This window comes from Streptomyces sp. NPDC002513, assembly GCF_053595355.1.
In genome coordinates, this window is sequence record NZ_JBSFXK010000002.1 from 239858 (window position 1) to 257446 (window position 17589).

The 17589-nt window shown below is 72.4% G+C and carries 9 protein-coding genes; 7 read left to right on the plus strand and 2 right to left on the minus strand.

The window, feature by feature from the left end:
• Positions 1-204: 204 nt before the first annotated feature.
• Complete coding sequence (locus ACWD5Q_RS02570; protein ID WP_451425147.1) at positions 205-3054, minus strand: lysylphosphatidylglycerol synthase transmembrane domain-containing protein; 2850 nt, start codon at positions 3052-3054, stop codon at positions 205-207.
• 186 nt (positions 3055-3240) lie between these two features.
• Here ACWD5Q_RS02570 and ACWD5Q_RS02575 point away from each other — a divergent pair, with 186 nt between their 5' ends.
• The 6 genes from ACWD5Q_RS02575 to ACWD5Q_RS02600 all read left to right on the plus strand — a co-directional run bounded on the left by ACWD5Q_RS02575 (position 3241) and on the right by ACWD5Q_RS02600 (position 14664).
• Positions 3241-3606, plus strand: a complete 366-nt coding sequence (locus ACWD5Q_RS02575; RefSeq protein WP_451425148.1) for an MGMT family protein — start codon at positions 3241-3243, stop codon at positions 3604-3606.
• Between the two features lie 318 nt (positions 3607-3924).
• Positions 3925-7407 carry an ATP-dependent helicase gene (locus ACWD5Q_RS02580; protein WP_451425149.1) on the plus strand — a complete coding sequence of 1161 codons (3483 nt, stop codon included), beginning with the start codon at positions 3925-3927 and terminating at the stop codon, positions 7405-7407.
• A gap of 180 nt (positions 7408-7587) precedes the next feature.
• Positions 7588-11190, plus strand: coding sequence for a UvrD-helicase domain-containing protein (locus tag ACWD5Q_RS02585; protein WP_451425150.1), 3603 nt, complete (start codon positions 7588-7590; stop codon positions 11188-11190).
• A gap of 10 nt (positions 11191-11200) precedes the next feature.
• The gene (locus ACWD5Q_RS02590) at positions 11201-12604 is read left to right on the plus strand and encodes a dipeptidase (RefSeq protein ID WP_451425151.1); all 1404 of its coding nucleotides are present in this window, start codon (positions 11201-11203) and stop codon (positions 12602-12604) included.
• A gap of 166 nt (positions 12605-12770) precedes the next feature.
• Entirely contained in the window at positions 12771-13712 is a 942-nt protein-coding gene (nudC, locus tag ACWD5Q_RS02595) for an NAD(+) diphosphatase (protein WP_451425152.1), read from the plus strand.
• A 115-nt stretch (positions 13713-13827) separates the two neighbouring features.
• Complete coding sequence (locus tag ACWD5Q_RS02600) at positions 13828-14664, plus strand: M55 family metallopeptidase (RefSeq protein ID WP_451425189.1); 837 nt, start codon at positions 13828-13830, stop codon at positions 14662-14664.
• A gap of 67 nt (positions 14665-14731) precedes the next feature.
• Here ACWD5Q_RS02600 and ACWD5Q_RS02605 read toward each other — a convergent pair whose 3' ends face one another.
• Positions 14732-14989, minus strand: a complete 258-nt coding sequence (locus ACWD5Q_RS02605) for a mycoredoxin (RefSeq protein WP_451425153.1) — start codon at positions 14987-14989, stop codon at positions 14732-14734.
• A gap of 282 nt (positions 14990-15271) precedes the next feature.
• On the opposite strand from ACWD5Q_RS02605, the gene ACWD5Q_RS02610 reads away from it, so the two are divergent.
• Positions 15272-17479 carry an ATP-dependent DNA helicase UvrD2 gene (locus ACWD5Q_RS02610; RefSeq protein ID WP_451425154.1) on the plus strand — a complete coding sequence of 736 codons (2208 nt, stop codon included), beginning with the start codon at positions 15272-15274 and terminating at the stop codon, positions 17477-17479.
• The last annotated feature ends 110 nt before the right edge of the window (positions 17480-17589 follow it).

Here is a 17589-nt window from a genome sequence, read left to right on the forward strand (position 1 = left end):
TGAGTGGCCGCTTTTGCCCCGGACCGCCCCCACGACCTGCGCGAGGGCGGCCGGCACCGACCGCGTGAACCCGGCTGGAGGCTGGCGCGTGCGGGTGCCTGCGCGTGGGCGGGCGGCCTTCGCGCGCGTGCCCGGTGAGCGGCCTTCGCGCGCGCCCGGCGGGCTCACCTGTCCGGAGCGCTTCCCCGCGCGCTCGGCGATTTTTCAGAGCGCTTCCTTGCGTGAAAGGTGGTTGAAGAACAGCCACCCCGGCAGCACCGGCAGCCACAGCGTCAGCAGCCGGTACAGCAGCACCGCCGGAGCCGCGACCTCTTTGGGCAGGCCGACGGCGATGAGACCCACCGTGAGGGTGGCCTCGACCGCGCCCACGCCGCCGGGGGTCGGGGCGGCCGACCCGAGCGCGTTGCCCGCCAGGAACACGACCGCCACACTGGCCAGGCTCAGCGAGGTGTGCTCCTCATGCCCGAACGCCCGGATCGAGGCGTCCAGGCACATCACGAAGCACGCGGTCAGCAGCAGCATGCCGCCGATGCCGGTGACCAGCTTCTGCGGCCGCTGCAGCACGTCGAGCATGCGCGGCACGACACCGGCGAACAGCGACCTCACGCGCGTGACGACGAACTTCCGCAGGAACGGCACGGACGTCACCACCAGGACGAGCACCGCGACCGTCAGCAGACCGGCGATGACCGTGCGGGACGGCGACAGGGACGGAGTCTTCTCGGTGCCGGTGAGATAGCCGAACGAGAGCAGCATCAGCACATGGCAGCCGAGCCCGAACAACTGCGAGGCGCCGACGCTCGCCACCGCCAGCCCCGGCCGCACCCCCGCCCGCTGCAGGAAGCGCGTGTTCAGCGCCACACCGCCGACCGCCGCGGGCGCCACGATCTTCACGAACGACCCGGCGACCTGCGCCGCCACGGCGCGCCAGAACGGCACCCGCTCGGGCACGAAGCCGAGCAGCGCCATCGCCGCCGCGACGTAGCTCAGCGCGGAGAAGAACACGGCCGCCGCCACCCAGCCCCACTGGGCGTTGGCGAAGAGCGTGCCGAACTCGATATGCGTGAGCTGAGTCAGCAGGAAGTACGCGCCGATGGCACCGGCGATGAGACTGATCAGCGTGCGCGGCCGCACCCGCTCCAGGCGGGCCGGCTCGACCGGCGCCTGGGGCCTGATCCGCAGCACCTGGTGGCGGATCTGGGTGAGGAGATCCTCCTCGCGAGCCTCCTCCAGCGCCTCGTCGATCGCTCGTTTCTCGGCCCGCTGCTCGGCGCGTACGGACTTCTTGTCGGGCTTGTCGAGGACGACCCCGGTGGCGTCGCCCGCCTCCGCCGCGCGGACCAGCCTCGCCTGCCGCGAGGCCTCCAGGACCGCGTCCCGCTCGCGGTCGGCCCGCTCCCGGGCCAGTCTTCGCAGCGTCGCGCGCGTGGAGCGCGTCAGTGCGATCGGCTGCAGCATGGGCAGGCAGTCGGCGACCGCGTCCGGGCCGAGCACGGCGACCGCAGAGGCCACCGCCCGTTCGGCACCGACCCGCAGCCCGAGCGTGGCCAGCAGCTGCGCGATGTCCATCCGCAGCACCAGATCGCCGGCCGCGATCTCGCCACTGCGCAGGTCGGTCAGGATGACGGTGCCGGAACGATCCACCATGAGGGCGTCACCGGCGAGCCGGCGGTGCGCGATGCGCCGCGACTGCAGCGCCCGCACCTGGTGCCAGGTGTCGTGCAGCAGCCCGTCGGTGATCTCCTCGTCGGCCAGCTGGTCCAGCGTGCGGCCGCCGGTGTGCTCGTAGACGAGCATCACCGCGTCGGGGCCCAGCTCGGAGGTCGCGATCAGCCGGGGTGCGTTGACGCCGGCCGCGATGGCCGCGTACGCGAGGAGCGCCTCCTGCTCCAGGGCCTGGCGCAGCGACTGCAGGCTGCGGCGGGTGGTGATCCCGCGCAGCGTCAGCCGCCGCCACACCCGGTAGAAGAAGCCCTGGGCCTGCTGCTCGCGGTCGACGACCGTGACGTCCAGGGGCGGGCCGTCCTCCAGCGTGACGAAGTAGCGCCGGCCGCGGTCGCCGTTCTCCGTCGTGTCGGGCATCTCTTCGCGCGCCGCGCTCACGGGGCGGAAACCCACGGTGCGCAGACCCGCCATCAGGGTCCGCCCGGTGGGCTGCACATTCGGCGAGCCGACCGCGTACAGCGTCCCCGCCGCGACGCTCCAGCCGATCAGCACCGTCAGGATGATGGAGAACGGTGTCGTGTAGCCGGTGACCAGCATGGAGAAGGCGTCGAGCAGCAGCACCACCCACAGCACGGCGCGCCAGCGCGGTCTGCGTGACATGCCCACCGCCGTCATATAGGCGATGACGGGCGCGAGATAGCCGTGCACCGGGTCGGTCAGGACATGGACGTCGCTGGGGGAGGGCTGGGTGAGCGCGTCCTGGATGGAGGGCGGTGCGGCCTTGGCGACCCACAGGTCCGTGGCGAGTGTCACCCCGTGGGCGAGGACCGCCGCGAGGACGCCGTCGGCGATGCGCAGACCGTCCCGCTTGATCAGCCGTTCGATCGCGAAGGCGACCGGCACCAGCAGGATCGCGATGCTCGACGCCAGACCCGCGAACTTGATCAGTGCATCGGGTGCCTGTCCCGTGCCCTTGTTGATGTCCTGTTCGAGACCCGAGGTGGTGCCGTGCGCGAACGCGGCGATGGCGAGCACCACCACGATCCCGAGGATGCCCACCAGGAGCCGCATCAGGTCGGAGGGACGGTGCACGCGCGCGGGGAGCAGCGGCTCGTCGCCCTCCACCTCGTCATGGGGCACGCCGGCACCGCCCGCGTGCGGGGCGGACGGCTGCCGCACGTCGTCCGCGCCCCGCCCGGTGTCCTGCCCCCGGCCCTGCGCGTCCGTCCGCGGCCCGTCGTGCTCGTGCGCCTTCTTCAGCGCGTCCTGCGCATCCCGCGTCTCCTGTGGGTCCTCGCCGGTATCGCGGCCCCCGGCGGCGGTGTCCGGGCGCGACGAACCCCCAGAGGTGCCCTCCGCTCCGCCGGGGTGCACGCCCTGTTGCTTCATCGTCTCTTCTTGGTCTCGTATCACCAGTCACCGCCCGCACGATCGTGGCATGCCCACCCGACACACGGGGGCATCAGGGTGCAAATGCGGGGGCGCACAGTCTGCCCGAAGTACCGGGCCGGGGCGAGGGCTGCGCCCGGCCGCTCTCTCCTCACATTGTCGGTGGCGTCGGGCAGGATGGGTCGGATGAGCGAGCAGAGTCTTCCGGTGGACGCCCTGCCGGAATACGCGGAACGGGTCCTTGACCTGGCCGAACGCATTCCGCCAGGGCGTGTCATGACGTACGGGGACGTGGCCGAGTGGCTTGCGGAGGGCGGCCCGCGCCAGGTGGGCCGTGTGATGGCCCTCTACGGGGGAGCCGTGCCCTGGTGGCGGGTGGTCCGCGCCGACGGCGCGCTCCTGGCGGGCCACGAACTGGACGCCGTCGGCCACTACCGCGACGAGGGCACCCCGCTGCGGGAGGCCGGCCGTGCGTCCGAGGGCCATCTGCCGCGCCTGGACATGAAGCGTGCGCGATGGGACGGCCACGCATGCGCGGAAGGTCACATCTGACAGCTTCCGCCATCGGACGCCCCGGACGGGACGCCATGACCCGTTCGGGGGAAGCGCGGCACGTCCGTGACATGCCGTACGTTCGTGCGGTGAGGGACAGGAGTGACCGGAGGGACCCCCGGGAAGAAGGGGAAGCCCTCCTTCCGGGACCTTCCCGGGCGTAGCGTCAACGGCGCGCGTCCCCCTCAGCCCGCCCGCGGCCACCGCCCGTCCCACCCGACGGTCCTCCCACCCGCGGCCCGACCACCACCCCCCGACGACGGCACCCCGCGCCGACAGTGACAAGCCCGAGCACGACCACCAGGACCGGCGAACCACGTGAGCTCCTCTTCCTCCACCAGACGCCTGCCGCACCCCCCGGTGCGGCAGGGGAGCCGTGGCGCTTACCGACTGGTGCGTACCCCGCCCGTCCAGGTGGATCCCCCTCGACTTGACGCAACACAGCGCGCCGTGGTTGACCACCGGGCCGGCCCCCTGCTCGTGCTCGCCGGCCCGGGCACCGGCAAGACCACCACGCTCGTGGAGTCCGTCGCCGCCCGGATCGCCCACGGCGGCGACCCCGAACGCATCCTGGTGCTGACCTTCAGCCGCAGGGCCGCCGTCGACCTGCGCGACCGCATGGCGCTGCGCACGGGCGCGGCGCACGCCCCGCAGGCCACCACGTTCCACTCGTTCTGCTACGCCCTGGTCCGCGCCCACCAGGACAGCGACCTCTTCGTCGAGCCCCTGCGGCTGCTGTCCGGCCCCGAGCAGGACGTGGCCGTGCGGGAACTGCTCGCCGGGCAGCCCGACCTGGAACGCCTCGGCCTCGCACATGTCCGCTGGCCCGACGAACTGCGCGCCTGCCTCACCACGCGCGGCTTCGCCGACGAGGTGCGCGCCGTGCTGGCCCGCAGCCGTGAACTGGGCCTCGGCCCGGCGGCCCTGCGCCACTTCGCCCGGCGCATAGGCCGCCCCGACTGGGAGGCCGCCTCCGCGTTCCTCGCCGAGTACCTGGACGTCCTCGACCTCCAGGGAGTGATCGACTACGCGGAGCTGGTCCACCGCGCGGTGCTGCTGGCCCGCCGCCCGGAGGTCGCCGAGCGACTGGCCGCCCGGTACGACGCGGTCTACGTGGACGAGTACCAGGACACCGACCCGGCGCAGGTCCGGTTGTTGCGGGCCCTCTCGGGCGACGGGAGGACCCTGGTGGCCTTCGGCGACCCCGACCAGTCGATCTACACGTTCCGGGGCGCCGACGTGGGCGGCATCCTGGACTTCCCGCGCACGTTCCCCCGCCCCGACGGCACCCCCGCACCCGTGCACGTCCTCACGACGTCCCGCCGCTCCGGCGCCGCCCTCCTCGCCGCCACGCGGCTGCTCACCCAGCGCATGCCGCTGACCCGCCTCCCGGCGGACAAAGTGCGCGCCCACCGGGAACTCACACCGGTACGGGACGGCGGCCGCGTCGAGGTCCACACCTACCCCACGCCCGGCACGGAACTGGACAACATCGCGGACATCCTGCGCCGCGCCCATCTGGAGGACGGCGTCCCCTGGAGCGAGATGGCCGTCCTCGTCCGCGCCGGGGCCCGCACCATCCCGACGGCCCGCCGCGCTCTCACAGCCGCCGGGGTACCCCTCGACATCGACGGAGACGACCTGGCGCTGCGCCACGAGCCTGCCGTGACACCCCTGCTGACGGCGCTGCGTGCGGTGGCCCGGGCGGAGGCCGCGCGAATCCGTCCTGGGGAGGACGCGCACGGCCGTCCCGGGGAGGACGCGTATGACCGCCCGGACAGGGACGCGCACGGCCGTCCGGAAGAGGACGCGCACGACCATTCGAACGAGGATGCGCACACCCGCCCGGAAGAGGCGGCGCAGGACGTGGCACGTACCGACTCCGGAGAGGCCGCGCCGGGCGCGACGCCCACCGGGGTCTGGCTCGACACCGAGACCGCGCTCACCCTCCTCACCTCCCCCCTCGGCGGCATGGACGCCGCCGACCTGCGCCGCCTGGGCCGCGCCCTGCGCGAGGAGGAGCGCGCCGCCGGCAACCCCGTACCACCGCCCTCCGACCAACTCCTCGCGCGGGCCCTGGCCCAACCGGAGCGCCTGGTGGCGCACGACCCCGCGTACGCGCGCGGAGCCCAGCGGCTGGGCGCGCTGCTCAGGAAGGCACGGGAACTGCTCGCCGGCGGCGGCACGGCCGAGGAGGCCCTGTGGGAGCTGTGGGACGGCACGCCATGGCCCAAGCGCCTGGAGAGCGCCTCCCGGCGCGGCGGCGCCGGGGGCCGTAACGCCGACCGTGACCTCGACGCCGTATGCGCCCTGTTCGCGACCGCGGCGCGCGCCGAGGAGCGCACCGGCGGCCGGGGCGCCCTCAACTTCCTGGAGGAGATCGAAGCCCAGGACATCGCCGCCGACACGCTGACCCGCCGCGCCGTGCGCCCCGACGCCGTACGTCTGCTGACCGCCCACCGCTCCAAGGGCCTCCAGTGGCGCCTGGTCGTCGTCGCCGGCGTCCAGGAAGGCCTGTGGCCCGACCTGCGCCGCCGCGGCTCCCTCCTGGATGCCGACCGCATCGGCCGCGACGGACTCGCCGAACCCCTCACCCCCGGCGCGCTGCTGGCGGAGGAACGACGCCTGTTCTACGTCGCCTGCACACGCGCGCGTGACCGCCTCGTCGTCACCGCCGTGAAGGCCCCCGCCGACGACGGCGACCAGCCCTCCCGCTTCCTCACCGAACTCGGCGTCGAACCCAGGGACGTCACCGGCCGCCCGCGCCGCCCGCTGTCCGTCGCCGCGCTCGTCGCCGAACTGCGCGCCACGACCGTCGACCCGCGCGTTTCCGACACCCTCAGGGAGGCCGCCGCCCGCCGACTGGCCCGGCTCGCCGCGCTCGCCGACGACGACGGCCGGCCCCTCGTGCCCTCCGCGCACCCCTACCGCTGGTGGGGCATGTGGGACCAGACCCAGAGCAAGGTACCGCTGCGCGACCGCGACCAGCCCGTGGTGCTCTCCGGCAGCGCGCTCGACCAACTCGCCCACACCTGCGCCCTGCAGTGGTTCCTCGGCCGAGAGGTGAAGGCCGACGCACCCGCGACCGCCGCCCAGGGCTTCGGCAACGTGGTGCACGTCCTCGCCGACGAGGTCGCCTCCGGACACACCCCCGCCGACCTCGACGTCCTCATGGAGCGCCTCGACTCGGTGTGGAACGCGCTCGCCTTCGACGCGCCCTGGAAGTCCGCGCAGGAGAAGCACAACGCGCGCGTGGCGCTCGAACGCTTCCTGAAGTGGCACGTCGACTCGGGCGGCCTCCGCGCCGGGCGCACCCCGGTGGCCAGCGAGCACGACTTCGACGTCACCCTCGCGGCGGGCGACTACCAGGTGCGCATCCGCGGCTCCATGGACCGCGTCGAGTCGGACGACAAGGACCGCGCCTACGTCGTCGACTTCAAGACCGGCAAGCAGGCACCCAGCGCCGCCGAGGTGGCCCGCCACCCGCAGCTCGCCGTCTACCAGCTGGCCGTGCGCGAGGGTGCCGTCGACGACGCCTTCGACGGCCTGCGGCCCGAACCGGGCGGCGCCGAACTCGTCCAGCTGAGGCAGGGCGCCGCCAAGAAGGACGGCGGCGACACCCTGCCCAAGGTGCAGGCCCAGGAACCCCTCGACGGACAGTGGATCGGCGAGCTGCTGGCCACCGCCGCGGGCAAGGTCCTCGACGAACGGTTCTCCCCGACCACCGGGCAGCACTGCACACACTGCGCCTTCCGCGCCTCCTGCAGCGCACGACCGGAGGGCCGCACCGTCGTGGAGTGACTACGGCGAGCGAGCACTGTGAGCACTCCGAAGGGGGCACCGGGCGAACACAGTGCGTGAGCGCCGGCGAGCGGGCACATCGGTGTGACCCACGGCACCCAACACGCCGACCAGCGCATCTCCCGTCCCGGCAAGCGATCCGGCGCCCCGCTGTCAGTGGCCACCGCTAGCCTCTCCGACGTGCCCGCCCGTATCAGCGACCCCGAGCAGCTCAAGGAGCTCCTCGGCATCCCGTTCACCCCGGAGCAGACGGCCTGCATCACCGCGCCGCCCGCCCCGCAGGTCATCGTGGCCGGAGCCGGATCGGGCAAGACCACGGTGATGGCGGCCCGCGTGGTGTGGCTGGTGGGCACCGGACAGGTCGCACCCGAACAGGTCCTCGGCCTGACCTTCACCAACAAGGCGGCCGGTGAACTCGCCGAGCGCGTCCGCACGGCACTGGTCAAGGCGGGCGTCACCGACCCGGACGCCATCGACCCCGACAACCCGCCCGGCGAACCCGTGATCTCCACCTACCACGCCTTCGCGGGCCGCCTGCTGACCGACCACGGCCTGCGCATCGGGCTCGAACCGGCCTCCCGGCTGCTCGCCGACGCCACCCGCTTCCAGCTCGCCGCGCGCGTGCTGCGCGAGGCCCCCGGCCCCTACCCGGCACTCACCCGCTCCTTCCCCGACCTCGTCAGCGACCTCCTCACCCTCGACTCCGAACTGTCCGAACACCTCGTACGACCGGACGACCTGCGCGCGTACGACGCCGCACTGCTGCACACCCTTCAGAGCGTCCGGCTCAGCAACGCCGACCTGCGCAAGGTCCCCGAGACGGCCGCCGCCCGCCGGGACCTGACCGAGCTGGTCGGCCGCTACCGCGCGGCCAAACGAGAGCGCGACCTCCTCGACTTCGGCGACCAGATCGCCCTCTCGGCGACCCTCGCCCGCCGCCCCGAAGTGGGCCGCATCCTGCGCGACGAGTACCGCGTCGTCCTGCTCGACGAGTACCAGGACACCTCGGTGGCCCAGCGCGTCCTGCTCGCCGGACTCTTCGGCGGCGGCACCGGCCACCCCGTGACCGCCGTCGGCGACCCCTGCCAGGCGATCTACGGCTGGCGCGGCGCGTCCGTCGCCAACCTCGACGACTTCCCCGAGCACTTCCCGCACGCCGACGGCCGCCCCGCCACCCGGCAGGCACTCAGCGAGAACCGCCGCAGCGGCGGCCGCCTCCTCGCCCTCGCCAACGACCTCGCCGAGCCGCTGCGCGCGATGCACGCGGGCGTGGAAGCCCTCCGCCCCGCACCCGGCGCCGAGCGCCACGGACAGGTCCGCTGCGCCCTGCTGCGCACCCACGCCGAGGAGATCGACTGGATCGCCGACTCCCTCGCCCACCTCGTGCGTACCGGCACCGCGCCCGGCGAGATCGCGGTCCTGTGCCGCACGGCGACCGACTTCGCCCAGATCCAGGGCGCCCTCGTCACCCGCGACATCCCGGTCGAGGTCGTGGGCCTGTCCGGCCTGCTGCACCTGCCCGAGGTCGCCGACCTCGTGGCGGTCTGCGAAGTCCTCCAGGACCCCGGCGCCAACGCCTCCCTGGTCCGGCTCCTCACCGGCCCGCGCTGGCGCATCGGCCCCCGCGACCTCGCCCTGCTGGGCCGGCGCGCCCGGCTGCTCGTGTCCCACGCGCGCGGGGACGCCGACGACGACCCGGACCGCCGGCTCGCCGCGGCCGTCGAAGGCGTCGACCCCTCCGAGGTGATCTCGCTCGCGGACGCCCTCGACACCTTCCTGGAACTGCCCATGGAGGCCGGCCGCGAGGACGACAGGCTGCCGTTCTCGCCCGACGCGCGCGTGCGGTTCGCCCGCCTCGCCACCGAGCTGCGCGAACTGCGCCGCTCCCTCGCCGACCCCCTGATGGACGTCCTGCACCGGGTGCTCGCCGTCACCGGCCTGGAAGTCGAGCTGTCCGCCTCCCCGCACGCGCTGGCCGCCCGCCGCCGCGAGACCCTGTCGAACTTCCTGGATGTCGCCGCGTCCTTCGCCGCCAACGACCAGGACGCCTCCCTGCTGGCCTTCCTCGGCTTCCTGCGCACCGCCGCCCAGTACGAAAAAGGCCTCGACAACGCCCTGCCCGGCGGCGAGAACACCGTCAAGGTCCTCACCGCGCACAAGTCCAAGGGCCTGGAGTGGGACGTCGTCGCCGTCCCCGGACTGGTCACCGGCACCTTCCCCAGCAGCCAGGGCCGCGAGAAGTGGACCGCCCAGGGCAAGGTCCTGCCCCACGCCCTCCGCGGCGACGCCGACACCCTCCCCGACGTCGAGTCCTGGGACTCCCGGGGCATCAAGGCCTTCCACGAGGCCATGAAGGACCACCAGCACACCGAGGAGCTCCGTCTCGGCTACGTCACCTTCACCCGCCCCCGCTCCCTGCTGCTCGGCTCCGGCCACTGGTGGGGCCCCGCGCAGAAGCGCCCCCGCGGGCCCTCCGCCTTCCTCCAGGCCCTCCACGACCACTGCGCCGCCGGATACGGCGAGATCGAGGCGTGGGCCGACGAGCCCGCCGAGGACGAGCAGAACCCCGCGCTGGACGAGGCCACCGCCGACCACGCCTGGCCGCTGCCGCTGGACGAGACGGCACTCGCCCGCCGGAGGGCCGCCGCCCAGACCGTCCTGACGCACCTGGACCGGATCACGTCGCAGACCGGCACCCACACCACCGCCACCCACGACCCGTCCGCATACGAGGACCCGGAGTGGCCGCCGCCACCGGACGACGAGGACCCCTACGGGCCGGACGACGAGGAGCACTACGGGCCGGATGGAGAGGACCACCGCGGTCCGCACGGCGAGGATCCTCACGAGCCGGATGACAAGGACCGCTACGGGCCGGACGACGAGGACCCCTACGGGCCAGATGACGAAGCCCCCTACGGACCGGACGACTCGACGAGCCACCGGCCGGCGGACCCGCCGACATCGGCACCTCACGCGCGCGTACCCCTGGACGCCCGCACCCCGACCGTCCCGCACGCCCGTCGGCCCCCCGCCGAGGACACCCCCCTACTCACCCCCGAAGAAGCCCGCACCGTCGCCTCCTGGGACCGCGACCTGGACGCCCTCACCGGGGAACTGCTGCGCGCCCGCACAGCCGTCACCGACGTACCCCTGCCGTCGTCCCTGACCGCCTCCCAGGTACTCCGGCTGGCCGCCGACCCCGACGGGCTCGCGCAGGAACTCGCACGCCCCATGCCTCGCCCCCCGCAACCCGCGGCGCGCCGAGGCACCCGCTTCCACGCCTGGGTCGAGGCACGCTTCGAGGAACTGCGCCTGCCCATGCTGGAGCCCGAGGAGTTGCCCGGCAGCGAGGCCGAGATCGCCGACGAACGCGACCTGGAGGCCCTCAAGGACGCCTTCGAGCGCACGCCCTACGCACACCGCACCCCCTACCGCGTCGAAGCCCCCTTCCAGTTCGCCATCGCCGGACGCCTCGTCCGCGGCCGCATCGACGCCGTCTACCGCGCGGACGACGGCGACGGGACCACGTACGAGATCGTCGACTGGAAGACCAGCCGCACCCGCAACGGCGACCCGCTCCAGCTCGCCCTGTACCGGCTCGCCTGGGCCGAACAGCAGAACGTACCCCTGGAGAGCGTCAAGGCCACCTTCCTCTACGTCCGCAGCGGCGAGATCGTCCACCCCGAGGGCCTCCCGGACCGGGCCGCGCTGGAGCGACTGCTGCTCGGCGAGCCCTCCCGCGCGGAACCGGCCGACCAGGAAACCGGCGCGGGCCGATAGGCTCGGGAGCATGAGCGAGACCCCGGACAGCGCTGTCCGCACGTACATCGACAACCACCGCGCCACCTTCCTCGACGACCTCGCGGAGTGGCTGCGCATCCCGTCGGTGTCCGCCCAGCCCGAGCACACGGCGGACGTACGGCGCAGCGCCGAGTGGCTCGCCGCCAAGCTCCGCGACACCGGCTTCCCCACCACCGAGGTCTGGCCCACCGACGGCGCCCCCGCCGTCTTCGCCGAGTGGCCCGCCGACGACCCGCAGGCACCCACGGTCCTCGTCTACGGCCACCACGACGTACAGCCCGCCGCCCGCGAGGACGGCTGGGACAGCGACCCCTTCACACCGGTGATCCGCGAGAACCGCCTCCACGCGCGCGGGGCCGCCGACGACAAGGGGCAGGTGTTCTTCCACACACTCGGCGTCCGCGCCCACCTCGCTGCCACCGGCCGCACCGCCCCCGCCGTGCACCTCAAGCTGCTCATCGAAGGCGAGGAGGAGTCCGGCTCCCCGAACTTCCGCACCCTCGTCGAACAGCACGCGGACCGGCTGACCGCCGACGCCGTGATCGTCTCCGACACCGGCATGTGGTCCGCGGACACCCCCACCGTGTGCACGGGCATGCGCGGCCTCGCCGAATGCGAGATCGTCCTGCACGGCCCCGACCAGGACATCCACTCCGGCTCCTTCGGTGGCGCCGTCCCCAACCCCGCCACCGCGGCCGCCCGCCTGGTCGCCGCCCTCCACGACCAGAACGCGCGCGTGGCGATACCCGGCTTCTACGACGGCGTCACCGACCTCACCGACCGCGAACGCGCCCTCTTCGCCGAACTCCCCTTCGACGAGGAACAGTGGCTGCGCACCGCGCGGTCCACCGCCACCCACGGCGAAAAGGGCTACACCACCCTGGAGCGCATCTGGGCCCGCCCCACCGCCGAGGTCAACGGCATCGGCGGCGGCTACCAAGGCCCCGGCAGCAAGACGATCATCCCGTCCTCGGCCATGGTCAAACTCTCCTTCCGGCTCGTCGCCGGACAGGACCCCGACCACATCGAGAAGGCCGTCCGCGCCTGGGCCGCCGACCAGCTGCCCGCCGGCATCCGGCACGAGATCACCTTCGGCGCGGCCACCCGCCCCTGCCTCACCCCCCTCGACCACCCCGCCCTGCAATCCGTCGCACGCGCCATGGGCCGCGCCTTCCAGCAGCCGGTCCGCTTCACCCGCGAAGGCGGCTCCGGACCCGCAGCCGACCTCCAGGACGTCCTCGGCGCACCCGTGCTGTTCCTCGGCATCTCCATCCCCTCCGACGGCTGGCACGCCCCCAACGAGAAGGTCGAACTCGACCTGCTCCTCAAAGGCGTCGAAACCGCCGCATACCTATGGGGTGACCTGGGGGAGAACTGGCGCGATGCCGACTGACGATCTCGCGGGCCGGACGGGCGGACACGCGGGCCACGGGGCACGGCACACTGGAAAGGCCGCCCCGCACGCCCAAGACCCGCCGCGCCCGGTCCCACCCCAGCCGAACGTCCCGGCTGAACCGACCGCCGAAACAACCGTTCCACCGGGGGAGTTGGAAACAACCGTGACCACATGGACCGACCACACCGCCGACCGGCCCATCTCGCTCACCGCCCCGAGCGGCATCGACCGGGCCGCCCACCACCGGCTCGACGAGGCATGGCTCGCCGCGGCGTGGAGCCACCCCACCACGCGCTGCTTCGTGGTCTCCGGCGGCCAGGTCCTCATCGACGAGACGCCCGACGGCCGCACCGAACTCGTCATGACCCCCTCCTTCGAGGCACCCCTCACCGAGGCCCACCGCTACTTCCTCGGTACCGACGAGGACGGCGTCAGCTACTTCGCACTTCAGAAGGACGCCCTCCCCGGCCGCATGGACCAGTCCGCACGCCCGGCCGGCCTGCGCGAGGCCGGACTGCTGCTGTCCCCCCGCGACACCGGCCTGATGGTCCACGCGGTCGCCCTGGAGAACTGGCAGCGCATGCACCGCTTCTGCTCGCGCTGCGGCGAACGCACCGTCATCGCGGCCGCCGGACACATCCGCCGCTGCCCGGCCTGCGGCGCCGAACACTACCCGCGCACCGACCCCGCGGTGATCATGGCCGTCATCGACGACAAGGACCGCATCCTCCTCGGCCGTCAGGTGCACTGGCCCGAGGGCCGCTTCTCCACCCTCGCCGGCTTCGTCGAACCAGGCGAGTCCATCGAACAGTCCGTCCGCCGCGAGGTCTTCGAAGAGGCAGGCATCGCCGTCGGCGAGGTCGAGTACGTCGCCAGCCAGCCCTGGCCCTTCCCCTCCAGTCTGATGCTCGGCTTCCTCGCCCACGCCGCCACCACCGACATCAACGTCGACGGCGACGAGATCGAGGAGGCCCGCTGGTTCTCCCGCGACGAACTGCAAGCCGCCTTCGACTCCGGAGAGGTACTGCCCCCCTACGGGATCTCCATCGCCGCCCGCCTGATCGAAATCTGGTACGGCAAGCCCCTCCCCACCCGGAGCGTGTGACCCTCCGCACACCGCCGGGTACGCAGGCTCGACTTGTCGGGTGCCTCACCGCGATGATGCGGGGGTCGTGATCACCGAGTTCTCGGCGGACGACGGCCAGAGCGGAGGCAGCGGCGTGCACGTATACATCAGCGCTGACATGGAGGGCGTCACCGGATTGGTGGGCGCACAGGATGTGCAGGCCGGGGGGCAGGACTACCAGCATGGTCGGGTCATGATGACCGAGGACGTGAACGCTGCCGTGCGTGGCGCGCTCGCGGCTGGTGCCACGCGGGTTCTGGTGAATGACGCCCACGGGTCCATGCGGAACCTGCTCGCGGATCAGATGCACCCCGAGGCGGAGCTGGTCAGAGGCAAACACAAGCGGATGGTCATGCTCGAAGGCCTGGACGGCGACTTCGACGCGGTGCTGTGCGTCGGCTACCACTCACGTGCCGGCGCCCTGGGCGTGCTCAGCCACAGCTACATGGGCCACGAGATCGAGGACATGTGGTTGGACGACCAGCCCATGGGAGAGATCGGATTCGCGCATGCCACGGCCGCTGCACTGGGGGTACCCGTGGTGATGCTTTCCGGCGACGACGCCGCCTGCGATGAGATGACAGCCTGGGACGCCCAGGTCGTCACGGCTCCCGTCAAGTACGCCAGGGATCGCTTCAGCGCGCGGCTGAGGCCCGCGATCGAAGCGCGTAAGGCGATCGAGGAGGCCGCCGCCGAGGGGGTGCGCCGCGCCGACTCCCGCCCACGACTGCCCCGCACGGAAGCCGCAGCGACCTTGGCGGTGCGGTGGCAGTCGGCCACCGTCGCCAGCCAACTCGAAGCGATTCCCGGAGTCAGCCTGCGAGACTCGCGCACCGTTGAAGTGACCGGGCCAGTTCCCCAGCTCCACCGACTCTTCGGTGTCTTCATGCGAGTGGCGTCGTCACTGACCGACCAGCAGCCGTATTGCTGAGCAGCCGTACGACGACGAGACCCACGCCCATGATCCTTGGGCGGGGTCTCGTATGCCTGCTCCCCGGTCAGACGCCGAGTGCCTGCTTCACCTGGGCAAGGCTCGGGTTCGTCATCACGACCTCGGCACCACCGCTGGAGGGAACCACCTGAACAGTGGGAACCGTCTGGTTTCCGTTGTTCGCCTGCTCCACGAACGCCGCGGACTGCGGGTCCTGCTCGATGTTGATCTCGTTGTACGTGATGCCCTCACGGTCCAGCTGGCTCTTCAGCCGCCGGCAGTAGCCACACCACGAAGTGCTGTACATCGTCACAGTGCCCGGCATGTCGGTCGCGCTCCTTCACCGCTAGGGATGCGTGCTCTGCTCGCTCGCTTAGAGGGCAACATACGTGAACGTTCCACCATTCCCGCCACCGCTCCGACCACCCCTCCCGCCACCGCTCCGACCACCCCTCCCGCGCCCCCGCTGCCGCCCGCCCCCGCCTCAGGCGGCGAACATCGCCCACCGCACAGGCCACCGGCACCCACCTCGGCATTCATACGACCGCAGCCGTCCCCCTGTGGACAACCACCGCACCCGCCTTCACAGACCTGGCAGCATGGCGGGGTGACAGCAGCAACGCACTCCACCCTCTTCCCGCAGGTTCCGGACTCGGCCGACGCGGTGCTCGAAGGGCTCGACCCCGAGCAGCGCGCCGTGGCGACCGCCCTGCACGGCCCGGTGTGCGTGCTGGCAGGAGCCGGCACCGGCAAGACACGAGCCATCACCCACCGCATCGCCTACGGAGTCCGCGCCGGCATCCTCCAGCCGTCCAGCGTGCTCGCCGTCACCTTCACCAACCGCGCCGCGGGCGAGATGCGCGGCCGTCTCCGCCAGCTCGGCGCCGCCGGCGTCCAGGCCCGCACCTTCCACTCCGCCGCCCTCCGCCAGCTCCAGTACTTCTGGCCGAAAGCCGTCGGCGGCAGCCTCCCCCGCATCGTCGACCGGAAGATCCAGATCGTCGCGGACGCAGCAGCCGCCTGCCGCATCCGCCTCGACCGCAACGAACTGCGGGACGCGACCGCCGAGATCGAATGGTCCAAGGTCACCCAGACCGTCCCCGCCGACTACGCCGCCGCGGCCGCCAAAACGGGCCGCGAAGCCCCCCGCGACCCCGCCGAGATCGCCCAGCTCTACGCCACCTACGAAGACCTCAAACGCGAGCGGGCCGTCATCGACTTCGAGGACGTCCTCCTCCTCACCGTGGGCATCCTCCAGGACCGGCACGACATCGCCGAAGCGGTCCGCGCCCAGTACCAGCACTTCGTCGTCGACGAGTACCAGGACGTCAGCCCCCTCCAGCAGCGCCTGCTCGAACTGTGGCTCGGCGACCGCGACAGCCTGTGCGTCGTCGGCGACGCCAGCCAGACCATCTACTCCTTCACCGGCGCCACCCCCGACCACCTCCTCGACTTCCGCATCCGCCACCCTGGAGCCACCGTCGTCAAACTCGTCCGCGACTACCGCTCCACCCCCCAGATCGTCCACCTCGCCAACGGCCTCCTCGCCCAGGCCCACGGCCGCGCGGCCGACCACCGCCTCGAACTCGTCTCCCAGCGCGACCCAGGACCCCACCCCGTCTACACCGAATACACCGACGAACCCACCGAAGCCGAAGGCGCCGCCCGCCGCATCCGCGACCTCCTCGCCACCGGCGCACCCGCCGCGGAAATCGCGATCCTGTTCCGCACCAACTCCCAGTCCGAGATCTACGAACAAGCCCTCGCCGACGCCGGAATTCCCTACCAGCTCCGAGGCGCCGAGCGATTCTTCGACCGCCCCGAGGTCCGCAAAGCCGGCATCGCCCTGCGCGGCGCCGCCCGCTTCGGAGCCAACGACTCCCTCCTCGACGATGCCGTCGACCTGCCCTCCCAGGTCCGCGCCGTCCTGTCCGGCGAAGGCTGGACACCCACCCCTCCGGCGGGCTCCGGCGCCGTCAGAGAACGATGGGAGTCCCTGGCCGCACTCGTGAACCTCGCCCAGGACTTCGCCGCGGCGAAACCCCACGCCACCCTCGCCGACCTCGTCGCGGAACTCGACGAACGCGCAGGCGCCCAGCACGCCCCGACCGTCCAGGGCGTCACCCTCGCCTCCCTGCACTCCGCCAAGGGCCTGGAATGGGACGCCGTCTTCCTCGTCGGCGTCGCCGAGGGCATGATGCCGATCACCTACGCCAGAACCGACGAGCAGATCGAAGAAGAGCGCCGTCTGCTCTACGTCGGCGTCACCCGGGCGAGAGAACACCTCCATGTCTCCTGGTCCCTGTCCCGCGCACCGGGCGGCCGTCCCAACCGGCGCCCCAGCCGTTTCCTCGACGGACTGCGCCCCGGCTCCTCCGCCATCCCCGGCCGCCCCCCGTTCGGCGGCATCAGCGGCACCGGCGGCATCGAACGCGGCTTCGGCACCGCCGCTACGACCAGCGCCCCCCGTCGCACCAGCAGAACCCCCGCCCGCTGCCGAGTCTGCGGGCGCACCCTGTCGGACGCCGGCGAGATGAAACTGATGCGCTGTGACGACTGCCCCTCCGACATGGACGAAGGCCTCTACGAAAGGCTGCGCGAGTGGCGGGCGCGACAGGCCCACCGCAGCGGCCAGCCCGCGTTCTGCGTCTTCACGGACAGAACCTTGATCGCCATCGCCGAAGCCGCCCCCGACGACGAGGGCGAACTGGCACGCATTCCCGGAGTCGGAGTCCGCAAGCTCCACCGCTACGGCGCCGATGTTCTGGCCATCTGCGCAGGCAGAGACGGGGAGGAAGAGGACAAGGGCGACTGACGCCAACTCGTCGAAAAAATAGTTTGCGCATGCCCCAGCAATCCCCATAGGTTCTTAGCCACGGGGACGGCGGCCTTCTCGGAGGCCCCGATTCCGTGTTGTACTTACGT

Coding starts and splice junctions, on each gene's coding strand:
- ACWD5Q_RS02590 (WP_451425151.1), top strand. CDS start 11,201: ATGAGCGAGACCCCGGACAGCGCTGTCCGCACGTACATCGACAACCAC.
- ACWD5Q_RS02570 (WP_451425147.1), bottom strand. CDS start 3,054: ATGAAGCAACAGGGCGTGCACCCCGGCGGAGCGGAGGGCACCTCTGGG.
- ACWD5Q_RS02575 (WP_451425148.1), top strand. CDS start 3,241: ATGAGCGAGCAGAGTCTTCCGGTGGACGCCCTGCCGGAATACGCGGAA.
- ACWD5Q_RS02605 (WP_451425153.1), bottom strand. CDS start 14,989: ATGCCGGGCACTGTGACGATGTACAGCACTTCGTGGTGTGGCTACTGC.